The following is a 26648-nucleotide window of genomic DNA, read 5'->3' on the forward strand; positions in this document are numbered from 1 at the left end:
ATGGAGCTTTTAGTCGCGTCCGCCATTGGCGTTCTCACCGCTGCCGGGATCTATCTGATCCTGCGCCTGCGTACCTTTCCCGTGATCATCGGCACCTCGCTGATCAGCTATGCGGTCAATGTGTTCCTGTTCGCCTCGGGACGGCTGGCGTTGAACGCCCCGCCGATCCTGCGCGACGGGGTCGAGGTCTATACCGATCCGCTGCCCCAAGCGCTGGTGCTGACGGCGATCGTGATCTCCTTTGGGATGACAGCCGTGGTCGTGATGATCGCGGTCGGGTCCTACCTCAGCGCGGGCGATGATCTGGTCAACGAACCCGACACGCTGGCCGGAGCCGATACCGCAGAACCCTCCCCACGCGGAGGAGGCCCGGCATGACCCATTGGCTTATTCTTCCGATCGTTCTGCCAGCCATGCTGGCGGCGTTCATGGTCCTGGCCGCGCGCTATCACCTGCTGATCCAACGGGTGCTGTCCGTTACGGGCACGCTGGGGCTGCTGGCACTGGCGCTTGGGCTGTTCTGGCAAGCCTCTGACGGGACGGTCAGCCTGTACCAGCTTGGCAACTGGGCGGCACCTTTCGGTATCGTGCTGGTCGCGGATCGTCTGTCGACGCTCATGGTCCTGCTGACCTGTGTGCTGGCCGTGCCGGTGCTGCTTTATGCGATCGGGTCGGGCTGGGATAACCGCGGGCGGCATTTCCATCCGCTGTTCCAATTCCAGCTTATGGGGATATTGGGGGCCTTCCTGACCGGCGACGCCTTCAACCTGTTTGTTTTCTTCGAAGTCTTGCTGATCGCCTCTTACGGGTTGATGATCCACGCGGGCGGGCAACGGCGTCTGCGCGCGGGGACGCAATATGTGCTGTATAACCTGCTGGGCTCGACCCTGTTCCTCTTTGCCCTTGGCACGATCTATGCCGAGACAGGCACGCTGAACATGGCCGATCTGGCGATGCGTGTGGCGACGCTGGATGCGGGCGATGGTGCGGGTATTCGCGTCGCGGCGGTGCTGTTGCTGCTGGTCTTTGCGGTCAAGGCCGCGATCTTGCCGCTACATTTCTGGCTGCCCGCCAGCTATAGCGAGGCACCGGCCCCGGTGGCGGCGCTGTTCGCGATCATGACCAAGGTCGGGGCCTATTGTATCATCCGTTTCTACACGCTGGTTTTCCCCCCCGATCTTGAGATCACGCAGGGGCTGTTTGATGTCTGGCTGATGCCTGCCGCGCTGCTGACCGTCGCCCTTGGTATGGCGGGCGTGTTGGGGGCCAGAAGGGCCGACCGCATGGTCGCGTTCTCGGTGATCGGGTCGATGGGCATGCTGCTGGCTGCCGTGTCGGTCTTTACCCCTGCCGGAATTTCCGCCGCCCTTTATTATGCGATCCATTCCACTTTTGCGGCCGCAGCGCTGTTCTTGCTGATCGACGTGATCCGCAGCCGTCGCGGCGCGGCCGAGGTGTCCTTTGTCGATGCGCCGCCGCTGGCAGGTGGGGCGCTTGTCGCGGGCATGTTCTTTGTCGCGGCGATCGCCATGACCGGTCTGCCGCCGCTCTCGGGCTTTCTGGGCAAACTGCTGATCCTTGACGCTGCACGCAGCGCTGATCTGATGTGGTGGGTCTGGGGTGTGATCCTTGTCGGGTCGCTGATCGCGGTTGTCGGTTTTTCCCGCGCGGGGAGCCAGATTTTCTGGAAAGCGCACCAGTCCACCCCAGAGCCAGCCGAGGGTGATGAGGCACCGGTTGAGGCCGAGGGGCAGGGCGTCTTGCCGATGGTGGCCATTGGCGGGCTGCTCGCCCTGCTTGTCGCGCTGACCGTTGCGGCGGGGCCCATGACTCGCGTGCTGAATGCGACCGCTGCCCAGTTGTTCAACCCCGAACGCTATCTTGCGGTGGTCCTGACCACGCCGGGTAAAGAGATCACGGACCATCACGCAGAGGATGACCACGGCGATGCCGACGGATCAGCCGATGCGACGAAGGACCACGGCGCAGAGGATGCCGCCGCACCAGAAAAGGATCACTGATATGTTGTCCCGACTGCTTCCGCACCCGATGCTGACGGCGATCCTCGCGATTGCCTGGTGTCTGCTGGTCAATGAAATCAAACTTGGCACAATTGTCTTTGGTGTCATTCTGGGGCTGCTGATCCCGATTGCCACCGCGGCCTATTGGCCTGACCGCCCGCCGGTCGCAAAACCGGTCAAGCTTCTGGGCTATCTGATCATGGTCATGTGGGATATTCTGGTCGCCAACGTCGTGGTCGCGATGATCGTCCTGTTCAAGTCCAACAAGAACATGCGCCCCGCCTGGGTCGTGATCCCGCTAGAACTGCGCACCCCCGAGGCGATCACCATGCTGGCGGGGACAATCACCCTAACGCCCGGTACGGTGTCGGCGGATGTGTCCGAAGACGGGAAAGCGTTGCTGGTCCATGCGCTGGATGCTGAAAACCCTGACGCGGTGCGTGACGATATCAAACAGCGCTACGAGCGTCGCCTGAAGGAGATTTTCGAATGATTCTGATTGCTCTGAATATCGCCTTTGTCGCTGTCGCGGTCTCGCAGCTTCTGGCGATGCTGCGGTTGTTGAAAGGCCCCAATACCGGCGACCGTATCCTGTCGCTGGATACGATGGTCGTGAACGCGATTGCCCTGATCATCCTGCTGGGGATGCGTTTGGGCACCGACATCTATTTTGAAAGTGCGATGATCTTTGCCATGCTTGGCTTTGTGTCGACCGTGGCCATCGCGCGCTTTGTGCTGCGAGGTGATATCATTGAGTGATCTACCCCTAATCCCCGAAATCATCATCTCGGCCCTGCTGATTGTGGGCGGGTTCTTTACCCTTGTCGGTTCCATCGGCCTGATCAAGCTGGACAACTGCATGTCCCGTCTGCACGCACCGACCAAAGCCTCGACACTGGGCGTGGGATCGCTGCTGATGGCGGCGATGATCTATTCCTTCGCGTCCGGCACCGGGTCCATGCACGAGATTCTGGTAATGGCGTTCTTGTTCGTCACAGCCCCCATTACCGGCAATTTCATCGCCAAGGTGAATTTGCACCGGCTGCATCAGACCAAGGATATGCCGCCAGCGCCCAGTGATCACGTCTGGGGCACATACTCCGACAAATAAGCCAAGCCCGCGCCCCAAAGCGCGGGTTCTTTCTTGGGCGCAAGGTAGGTCGGGCAGGGCGTCTGACGGCGGATCAAAGAAAATTTCAATTTTCCTGCCGATCCATGCAAAACCCCGCTTGACGCCATCGCGAGCAAACCCTATCACCACCAAACGCTTCGACGGCAACGACGAAGTACGCAGTGGGCGGTTGTAGCTCAGTTGGTTAGAGTACCGGCCTGTCACGCCGGGGGTCGCGGGTTCGAGCCCCGTCAACCGCGCCACCGCTGCATTTTATCAGATATTTTGATAACAAGCACACGCCCTTCGGGGCGTGGCTTGCTTGTGCGTTCAGACCCCTGATTTCCGCCACGAGCAGGGGATTTCCGGCGCTGATTCATACGCAAAATGCGGCGATGAAAATTTCCAAAATTCTTTGTAGTTTTCTGCGGTTAATCGCTTGACGCTCTGCGCTGGTTATCTTATTCCGCCCTTACTGCGCGGTTGTAGCTCAGCTGGTTAGAGTACCGGCCTGTCACGCCGGGGGTCGCGGGTTCGAGCCCCGTCAACCGCGCCACTTCTCCCTTTTTAGATTTCTGATTTACCTCGTCCTAAAAAGGGAAAAGCGGGCCGTTAGGCCCGCCCGTTTGTCTACGTCATCGCATCCAGAATACGTGCCCAGCTTCGGATTCCCTTGTGGAAGCTTTCGAGGTCGTATTTCTCGTTCGGGGAGTGGATGGCGTCGTCGTCTTTGCCGAATCCGATCAGCACCGGCGTGGTATCCAGAATTTTCTGGAAATGCCCCGCAATGGGAATCGATCCGCCACATCCGACATAGGCAGCGGGGACGTTCCATTCATCGGTCAGCGCTTTGCGGGCATCTTCGAATGCGGGGGCGGTGGTCTCGAAGACCGATCCTTGGCTCGACCCGTGGGCGTGGAACGTCGCTTCGCAGTCCTCGGGCATCATGTCGGTTACCATCTTGCGAAAGCTTTCGCGGATGACGTGAGGGTCCTGGGTGCCCACCAGACGGAAGCTGATCTTGGCGTGGGCCTGCGAGGGCAGCACGGTCTTGAAGCCGGCACCTGTGTATCCGCTCCACATGCCGTTGACCTCGCACGTGGGGCGCGACCAGATCATCTCGATCGGCATGCGGTCCTGTTCGCCGGCGGGTTTCGACAGGCCCACATCGCCAAGGAAACTGTCATGATCAAAGGCAAGCCCTTGCCACTGCGCCTGAATATCGTCGGGCAGTTCTGGTACCCCGTCATAGAAACCGGGCACCGTGATGCGGCCCGTGTCATCGTGCAGGGAGGCGATGACCTTGGACAGGACGCGCGCGGGGTTCATCGACACGCCGCCGTACATGCCAGAGTGCAGATCAAGATCAGGGCCGGTGATGGTGACCTCTTCGCCCATCAAGCCGCGCAGCATCGTCACGATCGACGGCACCTTGGATTGGAACATGCCCGTGTCGCAGATCATCGCATAGTCGGCGCGCAGCTCTTCGGCATTCTCTTCCATAAAGGGCACCAGTGAAGGGGAGCCTGATTCTTCCTCGCCCTCGAAGAAGAAGGTCATGCGGCAGGGGAAGTCGCCATTGACCGCTTTCCACGCGCGCAGCGCCTCGACAAAGGTCATCAGCTGGCCCTTGTCATCTGCAGCACCGCGTCCGCGGATCACGCGGCCTTTTGCCGTGTCCTCGACGGCAGGATCAAAGGGATCACGGTGCCACAGGTTCAGCGGATCGACAGGCTGGACGTCATAGTGACCGTAGAACAGGATGTGCGGCTTGTCGGCGGGGCCGTCCACATGGCCCACCACCATCGGGTGACCGGGGGTGGGGCGTTTGGTGGTCTTGATGCCGATGCTGTTCAGATCCTCGACCAGCCAATCGGCGGCGCGGTCGCAGTCTTCCTTGAACGCGGGGTCGGTCGAGATGGAGGGGATGCGCAGCAGATCGAGCAGCCGGTCGGTGGCCGCATCCAGATCATGATCGATCCGTGCCAATACGTCGGGTAGGGACATGGGGGTAAACCTTTCTGTCAGGGTGAAGATTGCCGCGACCGTATCAGCGCGCTTGGCCGTGTCCAGTGGTGCGCCCGAGGTGGCCGTAGCTTGCGCGCCATACCGCGTGAGAATCGCTTGAGAATCAGGCCTTTGACGCAAGCGGGACAGCGTGCAGGTTTCCGATGCGCGACATCCGACCGCGATGCGACGCGCCCCGCGGCGGCACCTGCGACAATCGGTTCCTATTAAGGCATTGAATTGAATGGCTCTAAACTATATTCATTCTAAAGCACGAATATGGCGAATGATCCGGTTGCCTTTGCTGGTCCCGCCACCGACGAAGGAGCAAGGCGCAATGGACTATACCAAACAGCTTGATCAGGCGATTGACCGGCTGCACGAGGAAGGTCGCTACCGCACCTTTATCGACATTGAACGCCGCAATGGTCAATTCCCCCACGCTGTCTGGACCCAACCCGACGGGCAAGAGAAGAATATCACCGTCTGGTGCGGGAATGATTACCTCGGGATGGGGCAAAACCCTGTCGTTCTGGCCGCGATGCACGAAGCACTTGATGCGACGGGTGCAGGGTCGGGCGGGACGCGCAATATCTCGGGCACCACGATTTACCACAAACGTCTCGAGGAAGAGCTGTCGGACCTGCACGGCAAGGAAGCCGCCTTGCTGTTCACCAGTGCCTATATCGCCAATGACGCGACGCTCAGCACGCTGCCCAAGCTGTTTCCCGGTCTGATCATCTATTCCGACGAGCTGAACCATGCGTCGATGATCGAAGGGGTCCGCCGCAATGGCGGGGCCAAGCGTATCTTCCGCCATAACGACGTGGACCACCTGCGCGCGCTGATGGCCGCCGATGATCCCGCCGCACCCAAGCTGATCGCCTTTGAATCGATTTACTCGATGGATGGCGATTTCGGCCCGATCGAGGCGATTTGCGACATTGCCGATGAATTCGGCGCGCTGACCTATATCGACGAGGTCCACGCCGTGGGGATGTACGGCCCGCGTGGGGCAGGGGTCTCCGAGCGTGATCGCCTGATGCACCGGCTAGATATCATCAACGGGACGCTTGCCAAGGCCTACGGCGTGATGGGTGGCTATATCGCGGCCTCGGCCAAGATGTGCGACGCCATCCGGTCTTACGCGCCGGGGTTCATCTTTACCACGTCCCTGCCGCCAGCGGTTGCCGCCGGTGCTGCGGCCTCGGTCGCCTACCTCAAGACCGCGCCCGAACTGCGCGAGAAGCACCAGCAGCAAGCCAAAGTGCTGAAACTGCGGCTCAAGGGTTTGGGTCTGCCGATCATTGATCACGGCAGCCATATCGTCCCTGTGATTGTCGGAAACCCCGTACACACCAAGATTCTGTCGGATCGCCTGCTAGAGGATCACGGCATCTATGTGCAGCCGATCAACTTCCCCACCGTGCCCCGCGGGACAGAGCGTTTGCGCTTTACCCCGTCGCCCGTACATGGCCCGCTGGAAATCGAAGGGCTGGTCCACGCGATGGACGCTTTGTGGTCCCATTGTGCGCTGAATCGTGCCGAAATGGCGGGGTGACCCCGAATATTTCGTATAGTCCGTTGATTTATGCTACCGATATCGAAAGAAAAGCTTAATCTCGAATCAACATGTTGTTTCGATTAAGGGCAGCGGGCATAGCTACGGGACATTTTTATGATTGGGCGGTGGTCTTCCAAGTCGGCAGATAACGAGCAAGTTGAAGCCAAAGGTTTCGACGCGTTCGACTTGCGCCTTGGTGACCTGATGCGCGGTGAACGCGCGACGCTTGGTAAATCGCTGCTGGATGTCCAACGCGAGCTTCGGATCAAGGCCTCCTACATTGCCGCGATCGAAAACGCCGACCCGGAAGCCTTTGATACACCTGGGTTTATTGCCGGTTACGTGCGGTCTTATGCCCGCTACCTGAACATGGACCCCGACAAGGCGTTCGCAGCCTTCTGTGCTGAATCCGGTTTTGCCGTGGCGCATGGCATGTCCTCTAAAGCGTCCGTCGTCAAAAAGCCCACCCGCGAAGAGCGTATGACCCGCAATGGCGAGAGCGATATCTTTGCCCGCCCTGCGACGCCCTTCACACCCGTCGGTGATTCCCTTCTGGCGCGAATAGAGCCCGGTGCTTTGGGTTCGCTGCTGGTGCTCGTCGCTTTGATCGGCGGGATTGGCTATGGCGGATGGAGCGTCCTGAAAGAAGTGCAGCGCGTGCAGGTCTCTCCGGTGGATGAAACCCCTGTTGTGCTCTCGGATCTTGATCCGCTGCAAGGCGCGCTTGCCTCCGCCCCCGAAACGACAGAAGACCCCGATGCGCCGACCGCGATGGCGACGCCACGCTCTGATGCGCTGGACCGGCTTTATCGTCCTGCCGCACTGGATGTGCCTGTTCTGGTCGCGCGGGATGCGCCGATTTCCTCGATTGATCCGCGCAGTATCGGCAGCTTTGCCTCCAGCTCGCCTTCGCCTTCCGTCGGGGATGCGCTGCGCACCGCAGAAAATACCGTGGTCCAACGGGATACGCCCGACGTGCTGCCGGGTGCCGTGCCGCAGGTGGTCGAAGGGCCCGCGCCGCAGCTGCGTATGGTTGCAGCCTATCCGTCCTGGGTGCGTGTACGCGCCGCAGATGGCAAGGTTATCTTTGAAGGCATCATGAACAAGGGCGACAGCTGGGATATCCCCGCCACCGAAGAGCCCCCGACGCTGCGCACCGGCGAATCCGGCGCGCTGTATTTCGCGATGGACGGGCAGTACTTCGGGCCTGTTGGCGATCGTGGGGCTGTTACGTCGAACCTGCCGCTGCACCGTCAGGCGCTGGCGGAGCTTTACGAGCCAGCCGTGCTGGAAGAGAATTCCGCGCTCGCGACAATGGTGGCCGAGCTGAAGAATGCGGCGACTTCGCCGACGGAATAAGCCGGATACCATTGCAACAACGCGACGGGCTGAATAGGTGTAGGGCGAACCGAACCTGACAGACCCTTCGACTGTTTCATTGCCAAAGGTAGCTTTGCATGTCCCTCAATCACATTCGCCCGTGGCGCAACATTTACCGCCGGAAGTCCCGTCAGATCATGGTGGGGAATGTGCCGGTCGGGGGCGATGCACCGATCACGGTGCAGACGATGACGAACACGCTGACGACGGATGTCAAAGCGACCATCGCGCAGATTCAGGCTGCTGCCGATGTGGGGGCCGATATCGTGCGTGTGTCGGTGCCGGATGTCGAAAGCTCCAAGGCGCTGAAAGAGATCGTGCGCGAGGTATCGGTGCCGATCGTGGCGGATATCCATTTCCACTACAAACGCGGGATCGAAGCCGCCGAGGCGGGGGCCGCTTGTCTGCGGATCAACCCCGGCAATATCGGCGACGAAAAGCGCGTTAAAGAGGTGATCAAGGCCGCGCGGGACAATAATTGTTCGATCCGCATCGGCGTCAACGCAGGGTCGCTGGAACGTCACCTGCTTGAGAAATACGGCGAGCCATGCCCCGATGCGATGGTCGAAAGCGGGATGGATCACATCAAGATCCTGCAAGACAATGATTTCCACGAATTCAAGATCAGCTGCAAAGCTTCTGACGTTTTCATGGCCGCCGCTGCCTACCAGCAGTTGGCCGAGGCGACGGATGCTCCGATCCACCTTGGCATCACCGAGGCGGGGGGGCTGACCTCTGGCACGATCAAATCGGCCATTGGCCTGGGCAATCTATTGTGGATGGGTATCGGTGACACGATCCGTGTGTCCCTGTCTGCGGACCCCGTGGAAGAGGTCAAGGTTGGCTACGAGATCCTGAAATCCCTTGGCCTGCGTCACCGTGGTGTGAACATCATCAGCTGCCCCAGCTGCGCGCGGCAAGGCTTTGACGTGATCAAGACCGTCGAAGCGCTGGAGCAACGGTTGGAGCATATCAAGACCCCGATGAGCCTGAGCATCATCGGCTGCGTCGTCAATGGCCCCGGTGAGGCGCTGATGACGGATGTGGGCTTTACCGGCGGGGGCAACGGGTCGGGTATGGTCTATCTTGCGGGCAAACAAAGCCACAAGCTGGGCAATGACGCGATGATCGATCACATTGTCGAACAGGTAGAAGCCCGCGCCGCCGTCATCGAAGCAGAGACCCAAGCGGCAGAGCAAGCAGCCGAGTGACTTTGCCCCAAGCGGCGCATTTGCCATCGACAGATATTTGCGTATTCCATATCAATAGATATGCCTGATCACGCCGCCAAGACCCCGACTTACGCCGAGTTTTTCTGCGGCGGTGGCATGGTGCGCGCGGCATTGCAAGACCGCTGGGATTGCGTGCTGGCCAATGATATCGACGCGATGAAATGCAAGGTCTATGCTCAGAATTGGGGGCAGGCGGCATTGCATCAGGGCGATATCGCGACCATGCCCGATGACCTTCTGACGCGTCAGATCGATATGTATTGGGCGTCGAGCCCGTGTCAGGATTTCAGCCTTGCGGGCAAGGGGCGGGGATTGGGCGGCGCGCGCAGCGGTGTCTTTGCCCATTGGGCCGACAAGATCGCCACGGCCATAAAAGCAGGATTTGCGCCGCGTATCATCGCCTTTGAAAACGTCGTCGGGCTGGTGTCGCGCAATGGTGGGGCGGATATGAACACCGTACTCGCGACCTTTGTGCGGCTTGGCTATAAGGTCGGCGCGCTCGAGATCGACGCGCGGCGTTTCCTGCCGCAAAGCCGGCCGCGTCTGTTCGTTGTGTGCGTGCGCGAGGATATCGACATCTCGGGGCTGACGGTGCCGAAACCGTCCCATGTCTTCCACGGCAAGAAGCTGCAAAAATTTCTCGCCTCCGCCGCACGGCCGGTCCGATCCAACTGGGTCTGGTGGAAATTGGGGGATGCCCCCGCCGACGAACAGGCGCTTGAGCGCGTGCTTGAACGGCGTGCCACCATGCCGTGGTTCAGTGCCGCGGATACCGACCGTCTGCTGACGCTGATGTCGCCCCCCAGCCTTGAACGCCTGCGCATGGCGCGCAAGGCAGGGCGCACGGTGGTGGGCACGATCTATAAACGCGGACGCCCCGATGCGGATGGGAATGTCCGCCAACGGGCAGAGCTGCGCACCGACGGGATTGCGGGCTGCTTGCGGACACCTGCGGGCGGGTCCTCGCGGCAGATCCTGATGTTTATCAAGGGCAACCAGACCAAGGCCCGGCTTGTCTCCTCGCGCGAGGTGGCGCGGCTGATGGGGCTGCCGGACAGCTACAAGATGCCCGACACCTACAACAACGCCTACCGCGTGGCGGGGGATGGGGTCGCCGTGCCTGTCGTGCGCTATCTCGACGAGGTCTTGTTCGCGCCACTGCTTGAGCGTCAGTCGCTGGGGGCCGTCGCGTGAACGCGGCGCAGGCGTTTCGGGGCAAGGCACTGGCGGCGCTGACCAATCAGATCGGCGTCTATGCGCTGTGCGATCTGGACGGCAACCCGATTTATGTGGGCCAGTCGGTTGATGGTATCCGCACGCGGGTGCGCCGGCATCTGACATCGGCGCGGTCCGATGTGATTGCCAACCGTCAGATCGACGTGTGGGAGATCGCCTTTGTCTGGGCCTGGCCGGTGGCGACGAAGGCAGAGGTAGAACCGCTGGAACGCGCGATCTTTGCCCATTACGACGCTGAATTGCCGCTGATGAACGGCAAGGCGATGGTGGCGGATGCACCGCTGTTCGACTGGCCGGAAAAGCAGGTGGTGCAGGTGATCGACGAAGAGGAACGACAGTCGCGTCTGACCCCGTCAAACCGGCTGCCGCGCCAGATCAAACAGTATGACTTGCTGGTCGATTATATCCTCAACGTGAAAGAGGCACCGCATCTCAAACGGTCGCTTGATGCGCATTTCAAACGCATGGTGCGCTATCATCAGCGGTTTCTCTAGGCGCTACGGAGCCAGATACCGCCGCAGCACGATGTCGGGCATATGGCCACGCAAGATGCGATCTGCCATGACGTAGAAGGGGGGATCGGTCATGCCAAGCTCTACCGCGAGGGCGGCGCTGGCAGGATCGGACATCATGTGATGCGTGAAGGTGATGGCATATGCATCTGCTATTGCTTCTAATTCCGCCAGTGCGCGATCGCAGTCTGCGCAGTCGTCGCCGGTAAACAATGCAATCGGTGCTCCGGCTAATACTTGATCTGTCAGGGATGTGATAAGCGCGAGATCCGCCTGCGCCTTCTCTTGATAGGCTTCGGCAGCATAGGTGCGGGGGGCCACAGCGGGTGCTGCAAGCTCGGGCTCTGCCAGAAGCAACGCCCGCACTTCTTCCCCCAAGGCGCGCCGTTCTGCATGGGTCAGCGCGCCAAAGTCGGTTTGCGCGGCAACCGGGAAGGCCGCCACGCAACAGGCTAGTGCCAAGCGCATCTTAGCCGCGTTTTTCTTCCAGAATGGCTTTCATCTGGTCGTAAGGCAGATAGCCGCGCAGCAGTTCGTCCTGCATCACAAAGGTCGGTGTGCCGGAAATCTGCAGCGTTTGTGCCAGTGCGCGGGTCTTTTCGATCTCGGCGGTGACTTCGGCACTGTCCATCTTTTCCTGAATGGCCTCGGCGTCCAGATCAAAGCTATTGGCCAAGCGTCCCAGCGACGTCGGGGTGATGTCGCCGTTAAAGCTCATCAAGGCGTCATGTACGGATTTATAGGCCTCGTCCCCCGCAACGATCTTGGTTGCGATGGCAAAGCGCGAGGCGACCATGGATTGTTCGCCCAGAATCGGCAGTTCTTTCACGATAAAGCGGATGTTGCCGTCGCCATTGACCAGCTTTTCAACCTCGGAGAACGCTTTTTTGCAGTAGCCGCAGCGGTAGTCCATGAACTCAACGATGGTCATGTCGCCTTCGGGGTTGCCACCGACATAGGAATAGCCGTCGTCAAAGATCGCGGCCGCATTGTCGGACACCAGCGTGAAATCCGCCTGCGCCTGTGCTTCGGCCTGACGGGCCTGCAGCTGGTTCACCGCTTCCATGATCACTTCGGGGTTTTCCATCAGATAGGCGCGGACCTCGGCGCGGAATTGCGCGCGTTCGGCATCGGTCAGTTCGGTCAGGTCCATCGCATGGGCGGGGGCTGTCAGGGAAAGGGCCACTAGGGCGGGGGCGATCAGCTTTTTCATCAGGGTCACTCGCTTGTTGTTGCGCAGGGGTGCAGGCACCGGTTGCAAGGGTGGTGCGCGATTTTGCCAGCGCGCACAAGGGTTGACGGCACCGGCGGGGTGCGGTGAAAGGTTCGGGCTCAACAGTAGGATCAAGCCCATGCGCATTTCAACCCGATCTCAGGTCGATCCCTTTATCGTGATGGATGTGATGCAGGCCGCCGCCGCCGCCGAGGCGGAGGGCCGCCACATCATCCATATGGAGGTCGGCCAACCCGGCACGGGCGCGCCCAAAGGGGCCAGCACCGCATTGTCCGCCGCGATGGAGCAGGGCGCGCTTGGTTATACCGTCGCATTGGGACTGCCTGCGCTGCGCCAGCGGATCGCGCGGATGTACGGGGAGTGGTACAATGTCGATCTGGACCCGAACCGCGTGGTCATCACCTCCGGCTCTTCGGGCGGGTTCATCCTGACGTTTACCTCGCTTTTTGATACCGGGGACCGTGTGGGCATCGGGGCACCGGGGTATCCCAGCTACCGACAGATCCTCAAGGCGCTGGACCTCGCCCCCGTGGATCTGCCCACCTCGCTTGGCAACCGCTTGCAGCCGGTGCCTGCGGATTTCGCGGGCATGGACCTGAAGGGGCTGCTGGTCGCGTCGCCGGGCAACCCCACGGGCACGATGCTGGATCACGCTGCCATGTCCGCGCTGATCGACGCGACGCAAGCGCAGGGGGCATCCTTTATCTCGGACGAGATTTACCACGGCATCGAATACGAGAAAAAGGCCGTGACCGCGCTTGAGATCACCGATGATGTCTATGTCATCAATTCGTTTTCCAAGTATTTCTCTATGACCGGTTGGCGTGTCGGCTGGATGGTTGTGCCAGAGGATCACGTGCGGGTGGTCGAAAGGATCGCGCAAAACATGTTCATCTGCGCCCCCCACGCCAGTCAGGTCGCCGCCCTTGCCGCGATGGATTGCACCGATGAGCTTGAGGCGAATATGGATGTCTACCGCGCCAACCGCGCGATGATGATCACCGGCCTGCGCGAGGCGGGCTTCACCCGTTTCGCGCCCCCCGACGGGGCCTTCTATGTCTACGCCGATGTGTCCGAGCTGACGGAGGACAGCCGCGCATTGGCGCGGGATATTCTGGACAAGGCGGGTGTGGCCGTGACCCCCGGGCTCGATTTCGATCCGGTGCGCGGGCATCACTGGCTGCGGTTTTCCTATGCGCGCAGCACCCAGGATATTGCCGAGGGGCTGGGGCGGCTCAAGACCTATATGGCGGCCCGCTGAAAGGCTGGCTCGGGTTGCGGCGGGGTGCTATACCTGCCGCAACCACCCCGAGCAGAACGGTGACAGGCATGCGTATTCTTCCCATTATCGCAACGGTTTGCGCGCTGTCCTTGCCAGCGTCCGCGCAGGATCTGACCGCGCTGGCGCGGGTGGACCCTACCAAAAGCGCCATCTCGGATGGTTGGTTCGGGGGCACGACGCTGACGCTTGGCCTGAGCCAAGGGGTACCGTTTCGGGTGTTCTTGCTGGATGATCCGGCGCGGCTGGTGGTCGATTTCCGCGAGGCCGACTGGAGCGGTGTGAACACCGCAGACCTGCTGCCTGAACCCGGACGGATTGCCGGTCTGCGCTTCGGCCCGTTCCAACCCGGTTGGTCGCGGCTTGTCGCGGATCTGGCCGAACCGATGATCCCGCGCGAGATCGGGATGCCGGTCAACAAGGGGTCCGGCCAAGCCACGCTTGAAATTGCGTTGACATCCGTCACCCCCGAGGAGTTTGCCGCCGCCGCCGGTGCGCCCGTTGATCCGGCGTGGACCATGGCGCTGGCCGCACCGCCCAAGGCGGTTGCCGACCTGAAAGAGGTGCCGTTTCGCGTGGTGCTGGACCCCGGTCACGGGGGCGTTGATCCGGGGGCAGAGACAGATGGTATCCTGGAGAAAGACCTGATGCTGTCCTTTGCCCAAGCGCTGCGCGACACATTGGTGCGCGACGGGATCGATGTGGTGATGACCCGAGATACGGATCATTTCGTCGCGCTTGAAACCCGCGTCGCCATTGCGCATCAGGCCGAAGGCGATCTGTTCATCTCGCTCCATGCGGACAGTTTGCAGCACGGCGGCGCAAAGGGGGCGACGGTCTATACGCTGTCGGACGACGCCAGCGATACTGCCACCGACCATCTGGCCGCACGCCACAACCGCGCCGATATTATCGCGGGGGCCGATCTGACCGGATCGGATGACGAGGTTGCCAGCGTGCTGCTTGATCTTGCCCGCCAAGAGACTGAGCCACGGTCGGTCGCCGCCGCTAAAGTGCTGGTCGAAGGCATGAAAGCCGCCGGCGGTCCGATGAACCGCCACCCGCTGCGCAATGCGGGCTTTTCGGTGTTGAAATCGGCTGACATCCCGTCGGTCCTGATCGAAATCGGCTTCCTCAGCTCGAAGCGTGATCTTGCCAATCTGCGAGACCCGATCTGGCGGGCGGTCATGGTGTCGGCGATTGCGGATTCCATCGCCAAATGGCGCGACGCGGATGCCGCGCTCAAGCCCTTGATTCGCCAGTAAACCGTATCCGAACGCCCCTCTAGGTGTTGCGCGGGTTACCGCACAGGGCCACTGCATCGTGTTTTGACGATTCCCGCAGGGTTGCGTATAGACGGGTCACCAACCCTCCTTGCAAGGAATTGCCAGCCGTGTTTCGTTTGATCCTGTCTTTCTTCGGGGGTATTTTTACCACCCTCACCATGAGCATCGGTATGGTCGCGCTGACCATCGGCGCGGTGTTCTGGATGTATGGCCGCGATCTGCCCAGCCACGAATCCCTTGCGCAATACACGCCCCCGACGATCAGCCGGATTTATTCGGGGCAGGGGCGGTTGATTGACGAATTCGCCAAGGAACGCCGCCTGTTCGCGCCGGCCAATACGATCCCGCCGCTGATCAAACAGGCTTTCATCTCGGCCGAGGACAAGAATTTCTATACCCACGAAGGCTATGACCTGCGCGGCATCGGGGCGGCGGCTGTAGATGCGGTGCGCACAAGGGGCAAGGACGTGCGCGGTGCATCGACCATCACGCAGCAGGTGATGAAGAACTTTCTTCTGTCCGGCGACCGTCGGGCCGAACGCAAGATCAAGGAAATCATCCTCGCCGCACGGCTTGAGGAAACGCTGCCCAAGGAAAAGATCCTTGAACTTTATCTGAACGAGATCTTCTTGGGCCAGAACTCCTACGGTGTGGCCGCCGCGTCGCAGACCTATTTCAACAAGACATTGGGGGAGCTGGCCCCACACGAGGCTGCGTTCCTTGCCTCGCTGCCCAAAGCACCATCTGATTATCATCCCGTGCGCCGCAAGGACCGGTTGCTGGCACGCCGGAACTTCGTGCTGCGCGAGATGAAGGAAAACGGCTATATCACCCCCGCCGTCTACGAGACCGAGGTCGCACAGCCTTTGCGGTCGGTGCAGAACGGGGACTTTGAAAGCTTCAAGGCCGAACTGCCGCCGCGCGATTACTTTACCGATGAAATCCGCCGCCAGCTGTCCGAGAACTTTGGCGAGGGCGAATTCTTTACCGGCGGTCTGACCGTGCGTGCCACCATCGACAACGAGATGCAGCCCATTGCCGCACAATCCTTGCAGCAGCAGCTTGAGGAATATGACCGCGGCATCGGTATCTACCGCGGCACCGGCAAGAAGATCGCGCCCGAAAAGCTGACCACCGAGGCGGATTGGCGCGAAGCCCTGTCTGACACCCGTGTGCCACGTGACGTTGATCTGGAAAACCCGTGGTATCCCGCCGTGGTGCTGAGCCTGACCAATGACGCCGCCCGCATCGGGATCGAAGGCGTGGATGAGGACGCAGACGGTCATTTCATCCCCGCCAAGGATGTCCAATGGGCGCGCAAACGTCTTGAGAACGGCAAGCTCGGCAACCGCGCCCAAGTGCCCGCTGACCTGCTTGAGGTCGGCGACGTGGTGCTGGTGCGCCGCATGACGGCGGATAGTGACGGGTCGTTCATCCGCTGGACTTTGCGTCAGATCCCGGAAGTGCAGGGCGGCTTTGTCGCGATGGACGTGAACACAGGGCGCGTGATCGCGATGCAGGGCGGTTTCTCCTATCAGGCGTCGGTGTTCAACCGTGCGACACAGGCGAAGCGCCAGCCGGGGTCGAGCTTCAAGCCCTTTGTCTATGCTGCGGCATTGGACAGCGGCTATACCCCTGCGACCATCGTTGTGGATGCCCCGATCGAGATCAACACACCCCAAGGCATGTGGCGGCCGCGAAACTCGTCGAACAAGTTCTACGGGCCGACGCCCCTGCGGACGGGTATCGAACAGTCGCGGAACCTCATGACCATCCGTCTGGCGCAAGAGGTCGGGATGAACACCGTTGGCGACTATGCCGAAAGGTTCGGGGTCTATGACAACCTGTCGCCAGTGCTTGCCAACGCGCTTGGTTCGCAGGAAACGACGCTTTACCAGATGGTGTCGGCCTATGCGATGTTCGCCAATGGTGGCGAACGGGTGCAGCCGACGCTGGTGGACCGTGTGCAGGACCGCTATGGCCGCACTGTCTACAAACACGACCAACGCATCTGTAACGATTGCCAGCTTGAAACGCTGGCCCCCGGCGTGGGGCCGCGCATCATCTCGAACCGCGAACGGGTGATGGACCCGATCACGGCCTATCAGCTGACATCGATGATGAAGGGCGTCGTGGATCGCGGTACGGCGCGTGGGGCGGTGAACCTGCCCGTGCCAATCGCGGGCAAGACCGGCACCACCAACGACGCCAAAGACGTCTGGTTCGTCGGCTTCTCAAGCAATATCGTGGCGGGCTGCTATATCGGTTTCGACAATCCGCGCTCGCTGGGGCGTCGTGCCTATGGGGCGGGGATGTGTGGCCCTGTGTTCCAGCGGTTCATGAGCGAAGCGATCAAGAAATACGGCGGCGGCCCCTTCGAAGTGCCTCCCGGCGGTCACTTCATCAAGATCGACCGCTTTACCGGTGCACGTTTGTCTGACAGCGCCGCAGGTCCCAACGTTGTGGCCGAATACTTCCGTGACGGCGAAGAGCCGCTGTTCGGGATCACCTTTGATGGTGGCTTTGCGATGGGTGCGGATCTGCCTCTGGTCGAGGAAGCCGGCGGCACCGCGCGCGAGGTCACAACCTCTACCGGTAAGAAGGCGCGTGTCGGGCCCAAGGCAAGCTTTGGCAGCATCAGCTCCGGCGGGTTGTACTAGGCCCGGCCCCATTCTACAGCGCTTGCCCAAGTTGCGGCGCTGGTCTATTTGAAACGCGGCCCCGGCTATTCGGGGCCGCGATCTATTTAAAGGCAGGATACCATGCGCGCAGATGCACAAAACACAGCGGAAAAGATCAGCAAATCGCTGGAGCTGTTGGCACAGCGTCTGGACGTCGAAACCGCGCCATACCGTCTGGAAGAATTCAATGCCCGTGTCGAAGACCCCAATCTGTGGGATGATCCCGATGCGGCGCAAAAACTGATGCGCGACCGTCAGGCGCTGGTCGATTCCATCGCCACCTACGAGGGCATCAAACAAGAGCTGGCCGATAACATCGAACTGATCGAATTGGGCGAGATGGAAGGCGACGACGAGGTCATCGCAGAGGCCGAAACCGCATTGAAAAAGCTGGCTGAGACAGCCGCCCAGAAAGAGCTGGAAGCGCTGTTGAACGGCGAGGCCGACGGGAATGACACTTTCCTTGAAATCAACGCAGGGGCAGGCGGCACCGAAAGCTGTGACTGGGCCAATATCCTGTCGCGCATGTATGTCCGTTGGGCCGAGAAAAAGGGCTATAAGGTCGAGCTACAATCCGAAAGCCCCGGCGAAGAGGCGGGGATCAAATCGGCGACCTACAAGATCAGCGGTCCGAATGCCTATGGCTGGCTCAAGTCGGAATCCGGTGTGCACCGTCTGGTGCGGATCAGCCCCTTTGACAGCGCCGCCAAACGGCACACGTCCTTTACCTCTATCTGGGTGTATCCGGTGGTGGACGACAACATCGAAATCGATATCAACCCCAGCGACATCCGCATCGACACCTATCGGTCCTCGGGGGCCGGTGGTCAGCACGTAAACACCACCGACTCGGCCGTGCGGATCACGCACCACCCCACCGGCATCGTCGTGACCAGCTCTGAGAAATCGCAGCACCAGAACCGCGACATCGCGATGAAGGCGCTGAAATCGCGGCTGTATCAGATGGAGCTGGACCGCCGTAACGCGGCCATCAACGAAGCCCATGAAAACAAGGGCGATGCGGGCTGGGGCAACCAGATCCGGTCGTACGTCTTGCAGCCGTACCAGATGGTCAAAGACCTGCGCACCAACTTTGAAACCTCGGATACCAAAGGGGTGCTGGATGGTGACCTTGACGGGTTGATGGGGGCCGCGCTGGCGCTTGCCGTGTCGGGCAAGACCCGCGCCGAGGCGCAAGAAGGCTAAGGCCAAATATCAGGCAACTGCGCGCGGGCGGCCTTGTCTCGTGCAGCACTTTTCCCGGCACCCCTTGCATCCCGCTGCGGCCTTCCGTTCTATGACCCCGAACGGAGGGCTCTGCCATGAACATACTAGACATCGGGGCCTTGGCCCAATCGGAGGCTTTGGCGAACGGCAGCCTGACGGCGCGTGCTTTGATGGAGGCCACGCTAGAGCGGATCGACGCCGTGAACGGCGCGGTCAACGCCATCGTCGCGCTGCGCCCGCGGGCCGAGCTTCTGGCCGAAGCCGATCGGGCCGATGCCACGCCTCGGGTCGGATGGCTGCACGGTATTCCCATTGCGATCAAGGATTTATCCGATGCCGAAGGCTTGCCAACCGCCAAGGGATCACCGCTGTTCGCCGGTGCGATTGCCCAGAAGGACAGCGTCTTTGTCGCCCGCATCCGCGCGGCGGGGGCGATCATCATTGGCAAGACGAACACGCCTGAATTCGGGTTGGGCAGCCACACGTTCAACCCCGTCTACGGCCCGACGCGGAACCCCTATGACCACACACGCTCGGCTGGCGGGTCTTCGGGCGGGGCGGCGGCTGCTTTGGCCACGGGGATGCTGAGCATCGCGGACGGCTCCGACATGATGGGCAGCCTGCGCAACCCCGCGGGCTGGAACAACGTCTACGGCATGCGCCCCAGCTGGGGCACAGTACCGGCAGAGCCAGAGGGCGATATGTTCCTGCATCAGCTGAGCATGGCAGGCCCGATGGCGCGCTGCCCCCGCGATCTGGCGGCTTTGCTGGACACGATGACCGGAGAGGACCCCAAACAACCCCTCGGCCTGTCACCCGCGCCGAGCTTGCCGGAGATGGACACCCCGTCGCCCACGCGCCGCATCGGGTGGCTGGGCGACTGGGGCGGGGCCTATGCCTATGAAGACGGGATCGAGGACGTGAGCAAAGCGGCCCTGGATCAACTGGCCGCCCTGGGGCATCGGGTGACCCATGTGCCAGCCCCCTTTGACGCGGACGCCATGTGGGACAGCTGGACCACGCTGCGATCTTTTGCCGTTGCTGCCGGTTTGGGCGCGCTTTACCGCGACCCGGAAACCCGCGACAAGCTCAAGCCCGCCGCTCAATGGGAGATCGAGCGCGGGCTCGGGTTCACGGGGCAGGAGGTGCAGCGCGCCAGCCTGACGCGGTCGGATTTGTATCGCCGTGTCACCGCGCTGTTTGACGAGGTTGACGTGCTGGTGCTGCCTTCGGCGCAGCTTTGGCCCTTTGACGTGGATCAGGTGCATCCGACACAGATCGCCGGACGGGACATGGATACCTATCACCGCTGGATGCAGGTCGTGGTGCCCGCCGGTCTGGTGGGGCTGCCGGTTGTCAACATCCCCGCCGGTTTCGGCGCAGGGGGGCTGCCTGCGGGGCTACAGATGATCGGACCGCGGGGCAGCGATACGGCGCTGCTTCAACTGGCACAGCAGTGGCACGCGGCAACGCAGTGGCCCCAGATGCGCCCGCCGCCGCTGGCGTAGCGGTCACTCAAAGGCGAATTCGGTGCGCAGAAGGTGGCGGTGAAAGGGTTCAAGATCGTTTGCCTCGCACAGCCCCTTCAAGCGGGCGGCCTGCAACACGGCCGACGGGGTTTGCGGCAGGTATTCATAGACCAGCCGCGTCGCCCGCAACCCGATCGAATTTTCCGGCACCGTGCGGGTGATGTATCCGACCCAGAAATTGTTGTTGAACGACGCGATCCGCCCCAGATAGTTGAACGAAGAGGTCATCGCGCCGCGCCGCGAAGCGATAATGGCGATGCCTTCTTCCTGCTGCAGCACCACGCCGCGATATTCGCGCAATTCCGAATGGGTGGGCAGGCTTTGGATGCGCATGGCGTGAGGGGCCTCGTAGCCGCGCAGATAGGTATGCCGGCCACTGCGAAACACCATAACCAATCCCAAGGCGAATTTCTCGGGGTAAAGAAAACTGCGACGCGAGAACCGGTAGAAACCGCTGGGAAACGTAGCTTCGGGAAGGTCCAGCGCGCCCGAAACGATAAAGTCGCCCATGAAATCCGGGGGGGTGGGTTCGATCTTCTTGATCTCTTCCAAGGGCTCCAGAAGGACACGTGCATCAACGTCGAAAAACTTGCACATCCGGTCCAGAATATCGGGGCGCGGAAAGCTTTCACCCGATAGATATCGATTGAACTGCGTGCGATTGATCCCCAGTTCCTGCGCGAGGTAGGTGATGGAGGGGTAACCTACTGAAAGTTTTTTTAAATTTGACCCGAAAATTGTCCTGATATCGGCGGGGTTCGTCATGAAATCAGTCCGTTAAAATTAATTGAACTAAACTTCACAACCTTTGAACGAATTTGCAAGGGGATTTGCAATATATGGCTGTTTAATGACGCTATTCAGCGTCAAACTCCGGTGCGCGCGACACAAATTGATTTCGTAAAAAAATCGACAATTTGTAAAAATGACATGATTATCTCTCATGTCTGCAAGCATCTGGAAGGAACAGTTAAATGTACGGTGTGGTACTTTGGAGCGATGCCCGATCCAACAAAGCTGTGTTCTGGTGCGAGGATCACGGCGACCTTGCGTATTTCCAAGGTGACCCCGCGACAGTGAACCAGACGATAAGCTGTTTCGACGCCGGTGATCTGGTCCAGTTCGAGGTCTACCACGAGGCCAAGTTGCGCAAAGCGCTCAACCCCAAGGTCGTGCGATCCAAGGCGGACGCTGATTTGCCGAACAAACTGCTGCGCCATTCCGCCGGCATTACGCGAAAGCAAACCGGCGGCGAGGTGCTTCCATTCCGCCCAAAAGCCGCCCCGCCGGTAGAGTTCCGTCACCGCGGTCAGGCCTAGTCCGGCCGGAGCCGGCCAGACGTCAACCTGCCATCTTAGCGTATCAGTCGCCGCGCGACAGGGCTGCCACACCCGTCCGTGCCACGGACACCAGCCCCAAGGGGCGCATCAATTCGGCAAATGCGTCAATCTTCTCGGGCGCGCCGGTGATCTCGAACACGAATGTTTCCAAGGTGCTATCGACAACGTTGGCGCGGAAGATATCCGCCAGACGCAGGGCTTCGACCCGTTTGTCGCCGGTGCCATTCACCTTGAACATCGCAAGCTCACGCTCGACCACGGGGCCTTCGACGGTCAGGTCATGCACTTCGTGTACTGGCACAATCCGCCCCAGCTGCGCCTTGATCTGCTCGATCACCTGCGGCGTGCCCGAGGTGACGATGGTGATGCGGCTAAGGTGGCCTGTGTGGTCGACCTCTGCCACGGTAAGGCTGTCGATATTATAGCCACGGCCCGAAAATAGACCGATGACGCGCGCCAGCACACCGGGTTCGTTCTCGACCAGTACGGCCAGCGTGTGGCGTTCGATCACATCCGAGAAATTGGGACGTAGGTTATAGGCGGAATGGCTGTTGGAGCCTTTTTTGATCTTTAGGGCTGACATGACACTGTCCTTCTAAGATTTGTTCAATCTCGGCGCGCGACCCCGCGCCGATGTGTTTCCTTGTGCCGTTGGCGGCTTAGACCAAGACCGATCCTTTCGCGTCGATCACACCTTGTGTATCGACACCGGCCAGCATCATGTCGTTATGCGCTTTGCCCGACGGGATCATCGGGAAACAGTTTTCGTGTTTTTCCACCAGACAGTCAAAGATCACCGGACCGTCATAATCGAGCATCTCCATGATCGCGTCGTCCAGATCGTCGGGGTCCGAACAGATGATCCCCTTGGCCCCGAAGGCTTCGGCCAGCTTGACGAAATCGGGCAGGGATTCAGACCAGCTTTGGGAATAGCGCTCGCCGTGCAGCAGTTCTTGCCACTGGCGGACCATCCCTAAGCGTTCGTTGTTCAGGATGAACTGTTTCACCGGCAGGCCGTATTGCATGGCGGTGCCCATTTCCTGCATGTTCATCAGCCAGGAGGCTTCGCCGGCGACGTTGATGACCAACGCGTCAGGATGCGCCATCTGCACGCCGATGGACGCAGGGAAGCCATAGCCCATCGTCCCCAGCCCGCCAGAGGTCATCCAGCGGTTCGGATCCTCGAAGCCAAGGTATTGCGCGGCCCACATCTGGTGCTGGCCCACTTCGGTGGTGACATAGCGGTCACGCCCCTTGGTCAGCGCCTCAAGCCGCGAGAGCGCGTATTGCGGTTTGATGATCTTGCCCTTTTGTTCGAACTTGAGGCAGTCAACGTTGCGCCATTCCTCGATCTTCTTCCACCATTTGCCAACGGCTTCGGTGTTTGTCTTGCGGCCGCGCGATTTCCAGACCTTCAGCAGGTCTTCCAGCACATGGCCCACGTCGCCGACGATAGGGATGTCTACGCGGATGATCTTGTTGATCGACGAGGGGTCGATGTCGATATGCGCTTTCTTGGATTTCGGGCTGAACATGTCGACGACGCCGGTGATCCGGTCGTCGAAGCGCGCGCCGATGTTGATCATCAGATCGCAGTCGTGCATCGCCATGTTGGCCTCGTAAAGACCATGCATGCCGAGCATCCCCAACCATTTGTCACCCGACGCCGGATAGCTGCCAAGCCCCATCAAGGTAGAGGTGATGGGAAAGCCTGTCGCCTCGACCAATTCGCGTAGCAATTGCGACGCCGCAGGGCCGGAGTTGATGACGCCGCCGCCGGTATAGAAAATCGGGCGCTTAGCGGTCTCGATGGCGGCCACCAGTTCGGTGATCTCGGTCATGTCGCCTTTGACGGGCGGCTGGTAATGCGAGGTGGACGGCTTCTTGGGCGTGTATTCCCCCGTGGCGAATTGCACGTCTTTCGGGATGTCGACCAGAACGGGGCCGGGGCGCCCGCTGGTGGCCACATGGAACGCCTCGTGCAGGACGCCGCCCAGCTTGTCGGTCTCTTTCACCAGCCAGTTGTGCTTGGTGCAGGGGCGGGTGATGCCCACGGTATCGGCCTCTTGAAATGCGTCAGAGCCGATCATGAAGGTCGGCACCTGACCTGTCAGGACCACCAGCGGAATGGAATCGAGCAAGGCATCCGTCAGGCCGGTCACCGCATTGGTGGCGCCGGGGCCCGAGGTTACAAGAACAACGCCCGGTTTTCCGGTCGAGCGCGCATAGCCTTCGGCGGCATGCACCGCCCCTTGTTCGTGACGCACCAGCACGTGTTTGATGCTGTTTTGTTGGAACACCTCGTCATAGATCGGTAGGACAGCGCCGCCGGGATAGCCAAATACGGTATCGACACCCTGATCAATCAGGGCTTGAACGATCATTTTCGCTCCGGTCATTTTACGTGTCATCTTGGTGCTCCGTCAGGCGGTGGTTTATCAAAAAATACGTTGCGCAAAAAAAAGCCCCCGATATTGACGGGGGCGCATGGTGACTATTATGGTCTGCCGTTACCGGCCCATGCGCGTGTGTCTTAGAATGACGACGATATCTGTCAAAGCTAGATCTGTCATAGCCAAAGGCCCCTCATTGCGTGCATGGACATTATGAGCGCCACAAAGGGGCGTCAATGCTCTATTGTCGATAAAAGTGTCGCTGGGTGCAAAAAATCTTTTCATTTATTGCGCGAAATCCTGAATTTTCTAATTTTTGCAAAATTGGGGGCATTTCTCGGGCCGATATCAGCTAGAGCCGCACTCCGGTCCCTTGCAGCACGCCGTGTTCCATCGCATAGCGCGTCAGCCCTGCGGTGGAAGAGATGCCAAGCTTGCGCTTGATATTCTTGCGGTGGGTTTCGACAGTGCGCACAGAGATATCCAAGGTCAGCGCGACCTCTTTGTTGGATTTCCCCTGTGCCAGTTGCAACAGGATCGTCTGTTCGCGTTCGGTCAGGGATTCACGTGCGGCGTCCTTGGGTTCAAGCGACCCTTGCGCGCCGGTGCACAGATACCGTTCGCCGCGCATCACCGTATCGATCGCCAGCTTGATCTCGTCTGTCGGCACATCCTTGAGGATATACCCCATAGCACCGTGGCTCAGCGCCGAAGAGATATATTCGGGGTTGTCATGCATCGACAGGATCACGATGCGGGTGTCGGGCTGGCGTTCCAGCAAGATCTCGGTCGCGGACAGTCCGCCGATCTCTGGCATATTGAGGTCCATGAGGATCACATCGGGGTCCAGTTCCGCGACGCTCTCAATCGCGGCGCGGCCATTGGGCAGACAGCCGACCACATTGATATCGTCATAGCTTTCAAGAATGGACTGGATGCCTTCGGCGACCATCGGGTGATCGTCCACGATCATCACTTTGATCAACTCGGGCGGCTGGGTGTCTGAAAGGGTCATGGGGCAGCTTTCGGGCAGGAGGAATATCAGGGCTTAGGGCAGGGCGGTCGGCGGCGGGCGCAGCATATGGGTCAGCGGGACGGTGGCGGTAATCTCGGTGCCGCCTTGGGCAGAGGTTTGCATGGTCAGCGTACCGTCTAGTTGTTCGATCCTCTCTTGCATATTGCGCAGGCCCAACCCTCCGGCGGTGGAGCGTGTCTTGGCCAGCCCCAGCCCGTTGTCAGAGATCGACAGCGTCGCGCCCTGTCGGTGACCGCGCAGATCGACGATAACTTCGGTGGCGCGTGCGTGGCGTTCGATATTGGTCAGCGCCTCTTGCGCGATCCGGTAAAGCGCGATCTTGGCCTCGTCGTCCAAGCGGTTGCGGAATACCACGGTATCGAAGCGGCACTGAATACCGGTGCGTAGGGCGAATTGTTCGACCAGCGTTTTCAGCGCGGGACCAAGGCCGAGATCATCCAGAATACTGGGGCGCAGGTCGCGGCTGATGCGGCGCACTTCGGCGATGGCCTGTGCAAGGCTGTCGATCCCCTTTGCCAAAGGCTCTGCCGCGCGGGCGTCGCCCCTTTCCAGCCGGCGTCGCGCATTGTCGAGCGCATAGCGCACCCCCACCAGGATCTGGCTGATACCATCATGCAGTTCGCGCGCCACGCGGCCGCGCTCTTCCTCTTGGGCGTCAAATACCCGCTGCGTCAGCTTTTTGAGCTTCGCGTCCGCAAGCCGCCGTTCACGCAGGTTGACCAGCATGCCCGTGCCAAAAACCAACAGCAGGGCGGTCACCGTAATAACGCCGATATAGAAGAACGTACGCTGCACCCGCGCCTGCACATCGGATCGCGCCGCGGCCCCGCTGGCAAGCACGTCGTCGATGAACACACCCGTCCCCACGGCCCACTGCCAGCTCGGGAAAGAGGTGACATAGGTGATCATCTGCGCATCCTCTCCGGTAGAGGGTTTGGGCCACATATAGGTGTGATACCCGCCGCCACTGCGTGCGATGCGGATCAGCTCGTCTACCACGGGCGTGCCGTCGCTGTCCGTTTCGCCGGCAAAGTTGCGGTTGATCCGGTCGGTCTGGCGCGGGCTGACAAGGGCGGTGCCGTCGTAGTCATAGACAAAGAACTGACCTTCCTCGCCATAGATCATCGCCGCGAGGATCTGCGCTACCTGCGATTTCGCCGCCCCGTCATCAGGAGAGGCGGACCCGTAGACAAAGTAGAACCCGTTGCGCGCCTGTGTCACATAATTGCGCAGCTCTACCTTCTTGGCGTCCAGCAACTGCTGCTCGAGCGTTGAAATCTCGCGGTCGGCCACCGCGCGCGCCTGCAATGCCACGACAAAGGCAATCGCCGTCACCGCCAGCACCAGCGGCACAGAGGCGATGAGCGTCAGCTTTTGGGCGTAGGTGGGGGCGATCATGAAAGACGGGCGGCGCATGCAGCGCTGATACTGGGAAATCCACACGAATCAAAGTGCTAGATGCAGTCACAAATCACCCGCTATACGCGTGTATGCACAACATATGGCAGGTGCGGCGGGACATTTGCCGCATATTTGGGCGGTAAATCTGCACCCTCTACGCAGTAGTTGGTATTTTCAAC

Annotated in this window: 24 protein-coding genes and 2 tRNA genes; 18 read left to right on the forward strand and 8 right to left on the reverse strand. The window is 60.5% G+C overall.

Features of this window, described 5'->3' with window-relative positions; genetic code table 11:
• From ACTRWK_RS10205 to ACTRWK_RS10235, 7 genes are all read left to right on the forward strand, one after another.
• Positions 1-378 (forward strand): Na+/H+ antiporter subunit C, encoded by a 378-nt coding sequence (locus tag ACTRWK_RS10205; RefSeq protein WP_005853256.1) that lies wholly within the window; start codon positions 1-3, stop codon positions 376-378.
• Positions 375-2021 carry a monovalent cation/H+ antiporter subunit D gene (locus tag ACTRWK_RS10210; RefSeq protein WP_462843922.1) on the forward strand — a complete coding sequence of 549 codons (1647 nt, stop codon included), beginning with the start codon at positions 375-377 and terminating at the stop codon, positions 2019-2021. Before ACTRWK_RS10205 ends, ACTRWK_RS10210 begins: the two co-directional genes overlap by 4 nt.
• Position 2022: 1 nt before the next feature.
• Positions 2023-2514: a Na+/H+ antiporter subunit E gene (locus ACTRWK_RS10215; protein WP_005853260.1), complete on the forward strand. Its 492-nt coding sequence runs from the start codon at positions 2023-2025 to the stop codon at positions 2512-2514.
• Complete coding sequence (locus tag ACTRWK_RS10220; RefSeq protein ID WP_005853262.1) at positions 2511-2780, forward strand: K+/H+ antiporter subunit F; 270 nt, start codon at positions 2511-2513, stop codon at positions 2778-2780. The genes ACTRWK_RS10215 and ACTRWK_RS10220 overlap by 4 nt, the downstream gene beginning before the upstream one ends.
• Positions 2773-3132 (forward strand): Na+/H+ antiporter subunit G, encoded by a 360-nt coding sequence (locus ACTRWK_RS10225; protein WP_289080459.1) that lies wholly within the window; start codon positions 2773-2775, stop codon positions 3130-3132. The genes ACTRWK_RS10220 and ACTRWK_RS10225 overlap by 8 nt, the downstream gene beginning before the upstream one ends.
• Before the next feature lie 186 nt (positions 3133-3318).
• Positions 3319-3395 (forward strand) — tRNA-Asp (locus ACTRWK_RS10230).
• Positions 3396-3611: 216 nt separating this feature from the next.
• Positions 3612-3688, forward strand: a tRNA-Asp gene (locus ACTRWK_RS10235).
• A gap of 74 nt (positions 3689-3762) precedes the next feature.
• Here ACTRWK_RS10235 and ACTRWK_RS10240 read toward each other — a convergent pair.
• A complete protein-coding gene (locus tag ACTRWK_RS10240; protein ID WP_064215749.1) occupies positions 3763-5139 on the reverse strand; it encodes a M20/M25/M40 family metallo-hydrolase in 1377 nt (458 codons plus the stop codon).
• Between the two features lie 337 nt (positions 5140-5476).
• On the opposite strand from ACTRWK_RS10240, the gene hemA reads away from it, so the two are divergent.
• The 5 genes from hemA to ACTRWK_RS10265 all read left to right on the forward strand — a co-directional run bounded on the left by hemA (position 5477) and on the right by ACTRWK_RS10265 (position 11045).
• On the forward strand, positions 5477-6700 hold the full coding sequence (hemA, locus tag ACTRWK_RS10245; RefSeq protein ID WP_289081155.1) for a 5-aminolevulinate synthase: 1224 nt from the start codon (positions 5477-5479) through the stop codon (positions 6698-6700).
• A gap of 117 nt (positions 6701-6817) precedes the next feature.
• Positions 6818-8062, forward strand: coding sequence for a helix-turn-helix domain-containing protein (locus ACTRWK_RS10250; RefSeq protein WP_289081154.1), 1245 nt, complete (start codon positions 6818-6820; stop codon positions 8060-8062).
• A gap of 98 nt (positions 8063-8160) precedes the next feature.
• Positions 8161-9294, forward strand: a complete 1134-nt coding sequence (gene ispG, locus ACTRWK_RS10255; RefSeq protein WP_289081153.1) for a flavodoxin-dependent (E)-4-hydroxy-3-methylbut-2-enyl-diphosphate synthase — start codon at positions 8161-8163, stop codon at positions 9292-9294.
• 60 nt (positions 9295-9354) lie between these two features.
• Complete coding sequence (locus tag ACTRWK_RS10260; protein ID WP_289081152.1) at positions 9355-10509, forward strand: DNA cytosine methyltransferase; 1155 nt, start codon at positions 9355-9357, stop codon at positions 10507-10509.
• Positions 10506-11045 carry a GIY-YIG nuclease family protein gene (locus ACTRWK_RS10265; protein WP_005853274.1) on the forward strand — a complete coding sequence of 180 codons (540 nt, stop codon included), beginning with the start codon at positions 10506-10508 and terminating at the stop codon, positions 11043-11045. Before ACTRWK_RS10260 ends, ACTRWK_RS10265 begins: the two co-directional genes overlap by 4 nt.
• 3 nt (positions 11046-11048) lie before the next feature.
• Here the strand turns inward: ACTRWK_RS10265 and ACTRWK_RS10270 are convergent, their stop codons facing one another.
• Positions 11049-11531, reverse strand: coding sequence for a disulfide bond formation protein DsbA (locus ACTRWK_RS10270; RefSeq protein ID WP_289081151.1), 483 nt, complete (start codon positions 11529-11531; stop codon positions 11049-11051).
• Between the two features lies 1 nt (position 11532).
• On the reverse strand, positions 11533-12276 hold the full coding sequence (locus tag ACTRWK_RS10275; protein ID WP_037945007.1) for a DsbA family protein: 744 nt from the start codon (positions 12274-12276) through the stop codon (positions 11533-11535).
• A 139-nt stretch (positions 12277-12415) separates the two neighbouring features.
• Between ACTRWK_RS10275 and ACTRWK_RS10280 the strand changes: the two genes are divergently transcribed.
• From ACTRWK_RS10280 to ACTRWK_RS10300, 5 genes are all read left to right on the forward strand, one after another.
• Positions 12416-13558 (forward strand): pyridoxal phosphate-dependent aminotransferase, encoded by a 1143-nt coding sequence (locus ACTRWK_RS10280; RefSeq protein WP_289081150.1) that lies wholly within the window; start codon positions 12416-12418, stop codon positions 13556-13558.
• 68 nt (positions 13559-13626) lie between these two features.
• Complete coding sequence (locus ACTRWK_RS10285; RefSeq protein WP_289081149.1) at positions 13627-14841, forward strand: N-acetylmuramoyl-L-alanine amidase; 1215 nt, start codon at positions 13627-13629, stop codon at positions 14839-14841.
• A 128-nt stretch (positions 14842-14969) separates the two neighbouring features.
• The gene (locus ACTRWK_RS10290; protein ID WP_289081148.1) at positions 14970-17522 is read left to right on the forward strand and encodes a penicillin-binding protein 1A; all 2553 of its coding nucleotides are present in this window, start codon (positions 14970-14972) and stop codon (positions 17520-17522) included.
• A gap of 102 nt (positions 17523-17624) precedes the next feature.
• Complete coding sequence (gene prfB, locus ACTRWK_RS10295) at positions 17625-18749, forward strand: peptide chain release factor 2 (protein WP_289081147.1); 1125 nt, start codon at positions 17625-17627, stop codon at positions 18747-18749.
• Positions 18750-18865: 116 nt separating this feature from the next.
• The gene (locus ACTRWK_RS10300; protein ID WP_289081146.1) at positions 18866-20278 is read left to right on the forward strand and encodes an amidase; all 1413 of its coding nucleotides are present in this window, start codon (positions 18866-18868) and stop codon (positions 20276-20278) included.
• 3 nt (positions 20279-20281) lie between these two features.
• On the opposite strand, the gene ACTRWK_RS10305 is transcribed toward ACTRWK_RS10300, so the two are convergent.
• On the reverse strand, positions 20282-21064 hold the full coding sequence (locus ACTRWK_RS10305) for a helix-turn-helix domain-containing protein (protein WP_037944174.1): 783 nt from the start codon (positions 21062-21064) through the stop codon (positions 20282-20284).
• A 209-nt stretch (positions 21065-21273) separates the two neighbouring features.
• On the opposite strand from ACTRWK_RS10305, the gene ACTRWK_RS10310 reads away from it, so the two are divergent.
• Complete coding sequence (locus tag ACTRWK_RS10310; RefSeq protein WP_278376041.1) at positions 21274-21618, forward strand: hypothetical protein; 345 nt, start codon at positions 21274-21276, stop codon at positions 21616-21618.
• Between the two features lie 43 nt (positions 21619-21661).
• On the opposite strand, the gene ilvN is transcribed toward ACTRWK_RS10310, so the two are convergent.
• The 4 genes from ilvN to ACTRWK_RS10330 form a co-directional block, all read right to left on the reverse strand.
• A complete protein-coding gene (ilvN, locus tag ACTRWK_RS10315; RefSeq protein ID WP_009826946.1) occupies positions 21662-22222 on the reverse strand; it encodes an acetolactate synthase small subunit in 561 nt (186 codons plus the stop codon).
• A 76-nt stretch (positions 22223-22298) separates the two neighbouring features.
• Positions 22299-24050, reverse strand: coding sequence for an acetolactate synthase 3 large subunit (locus tag ACTRWK_RS10320; protein WP_037944177.1), 1752 nt, complete (start codon positions 24048-24050; stop codon positions 22299-22301).
• Positions 24051-24384: 334 nt separating this feature from the next.
• Positions 24385-25047 carry a response regulator transcription factor gene (locus tag ACTRWK_RS10325; protein ID WP_132996665.1) on the reverse strand — a complete coding sequence of 221 codons (663 nt, stop codon included), beginning with the start codon at positions 25045-25047 and terminating at the stop codon, positions 24385-24387.
• Positions 25048-25080: 33 nt separating this feature from the next.
• Positions 25081-26484, reverse strand: coding sequence for a cache domain-containing protein (locus ACTRWK_RS10330; RefSeq protein ID WP_037944178.1), 1404 nt, complete (start codon positions 26482-26484; stop codon positions 25081-25083).
• Positions 26485-26648: the final 164 nt, after the last annotated feature.

The sequence above is a fragment of the Sulfitobacter sp. G5_S2_6_S6 genome, from assembly GCF_054968505.1.

Excerpts from the sequence above, each read along its gene's own strand:
- ACTRWK_RS10205 (WP_005853256.1), top strand. The coding sequence starts at position 1 with ATGGAGCTTTTAGTCGCGTCCGCCATTGGCGTTCTCACCGCTGCCGGG.
- ACTRWK_RS10210 (WP_462843922.1), top strand. The coding sequence starts at position 375 with ATGACCCATTGGCTTATTCTTCCGATCGTTCTGCCAGCCATGCTGGCG.
- ACTRWK_RS10215 (WP_005853260.1), top strand. The coding sequence starts at position 2,023 with ATGTTGTCCCGACTGCTTCCGCACCCGATGCTGACGGCGATCCTCGCG.
- ACTRWK_RS10220 (WP_005853262.1), top strand. The coding sequence starts at position 2,511 with ATGATTCTGATTGCTCTGAATATCGCCTTTGTCGCTGTCGCGGTCTCG.
- ACTRWK_RS10240 (WP_064215749.1), bottom strand. The coding sequence starts at position 5,139 with ATGTCCCTACCCGACGTATTGGCACGGATCGATCATGATCTGGATGCG.
- hemA (WP_289081155.1), top strand. The coding sequence starts at position 5,477 with ATGGACTATACCAAACAGCTTGATCAGGCGATTGACCGGCTGCACGAG.
- ACTRWK_RS10250 (WP_289081154.1), top strand. The coding sequence starts at position 6,818 with ATGATTGGGCGGTGGTCTTCCAAGTCGGCAGATAACGAGCAAGTTGAA.
- ispG (WP_289081153.1), top strand. The coding sequence starts at position 8,161 with ATGTCCCTCAATCACATTCGCCCGTGGCGCAACATTTACCGCCGGAAG.
- ACTRWK_RS10260 (WP_289081152.1), top strand. The coding sequence starts at position 9,355 with ATGCCTGATCACGCCGCCAAGACCCCGACTTACGCCGAGTTTTTCTGC.
- ACTRWK_RS10270 (WP_289081151.1), bottom strand. The coding sequence starts at position 11,531 with ATGCGCTTGGCACTAGCCTGTTGCGTGGCGGCCTTCCCGGTTGCCGCG.
- ACTRWK_RS10275 (WP_037945007.1), bottom strand. The coding sequence starts at position 12,276 with ATGAAAAAGCTGATCGCCCCCGCCCTAGTGGCCCTTTCCCTGACAGCC.
- ACTRWK_RS10280 (WP_289081150.1), top strand. The coding sequence starts at position 12,416 with ATGCGCATTTCAACCCGATCTCAGGTCGATCCCTTTATCGTGATGGAT.
- ACTRWK_RS10285 (WP_289081149.1), top strand. The coding sequence starts at position 13,627 with ATGCGTATTCTTCCCATTATCGCAACGGTTTGCGCGCTGTCCTTGCCA.
- prfB (WP_289081147.1), top strand. The coding sequence starts at position 17,625 with ATGCGCGCAGATGCACAAAACACAGCGGAAAAGATCAGCAAATCGCTG.
- ACTRWK_RS10300 (WP_289081146.1), top strand. The coding sequence starts at position 18,866 with ATGAACATACTAGACATCGGGGCCTTGGCCCAATCGGAGGCTTTGGCG.
- ACTRWK_RS10305 (WP_037944174.1), bottom strand. The coding sequence starts at position 21,064 with ATGACGAACCCCGCCGATATCAGGACAATTTTCGGGTCAAATTTAAAA.
- ACTRWK_RS10310 (WP_278376041.1), top strand. The coding sequence starts at position 21,274 with ATGTACGGTGTGGTACTTTGGAGCGATGCCCGATCCAACAAAGCTGTG.
- ilvN (WP_009826946.1), bottom strand. The coding sequence starts at position 22,222 with ATGTCAGCCCTAAAGATCAAAAAAGGCTCCAACAGCCATTCCGCCTAT.
- ACTRWK_RS10320 (WP_037944177.1), bottom strand. The coding sequence starts at position 24,050 with ATGACACGTAAAATGACCGGAGCGAAAATGATCGTTCAAGCCCTGATT.
- ACTRWK_RS10325 (WP_132996665.1), bottom strand. The coding sequence starts at position 25,047 with ATGACCCTTTCAGACACCCAGCCGCCCGAGTTGATCAAAGTGATGATC.
- ACTRWK_RS10330 (WP_037944178.1), bottom strand. The coding sequence starts at position 26,484 with ATGCGCCGCCCGTCTTTCATGATCGCCCCCACCTACGCCCAAAAGCTG.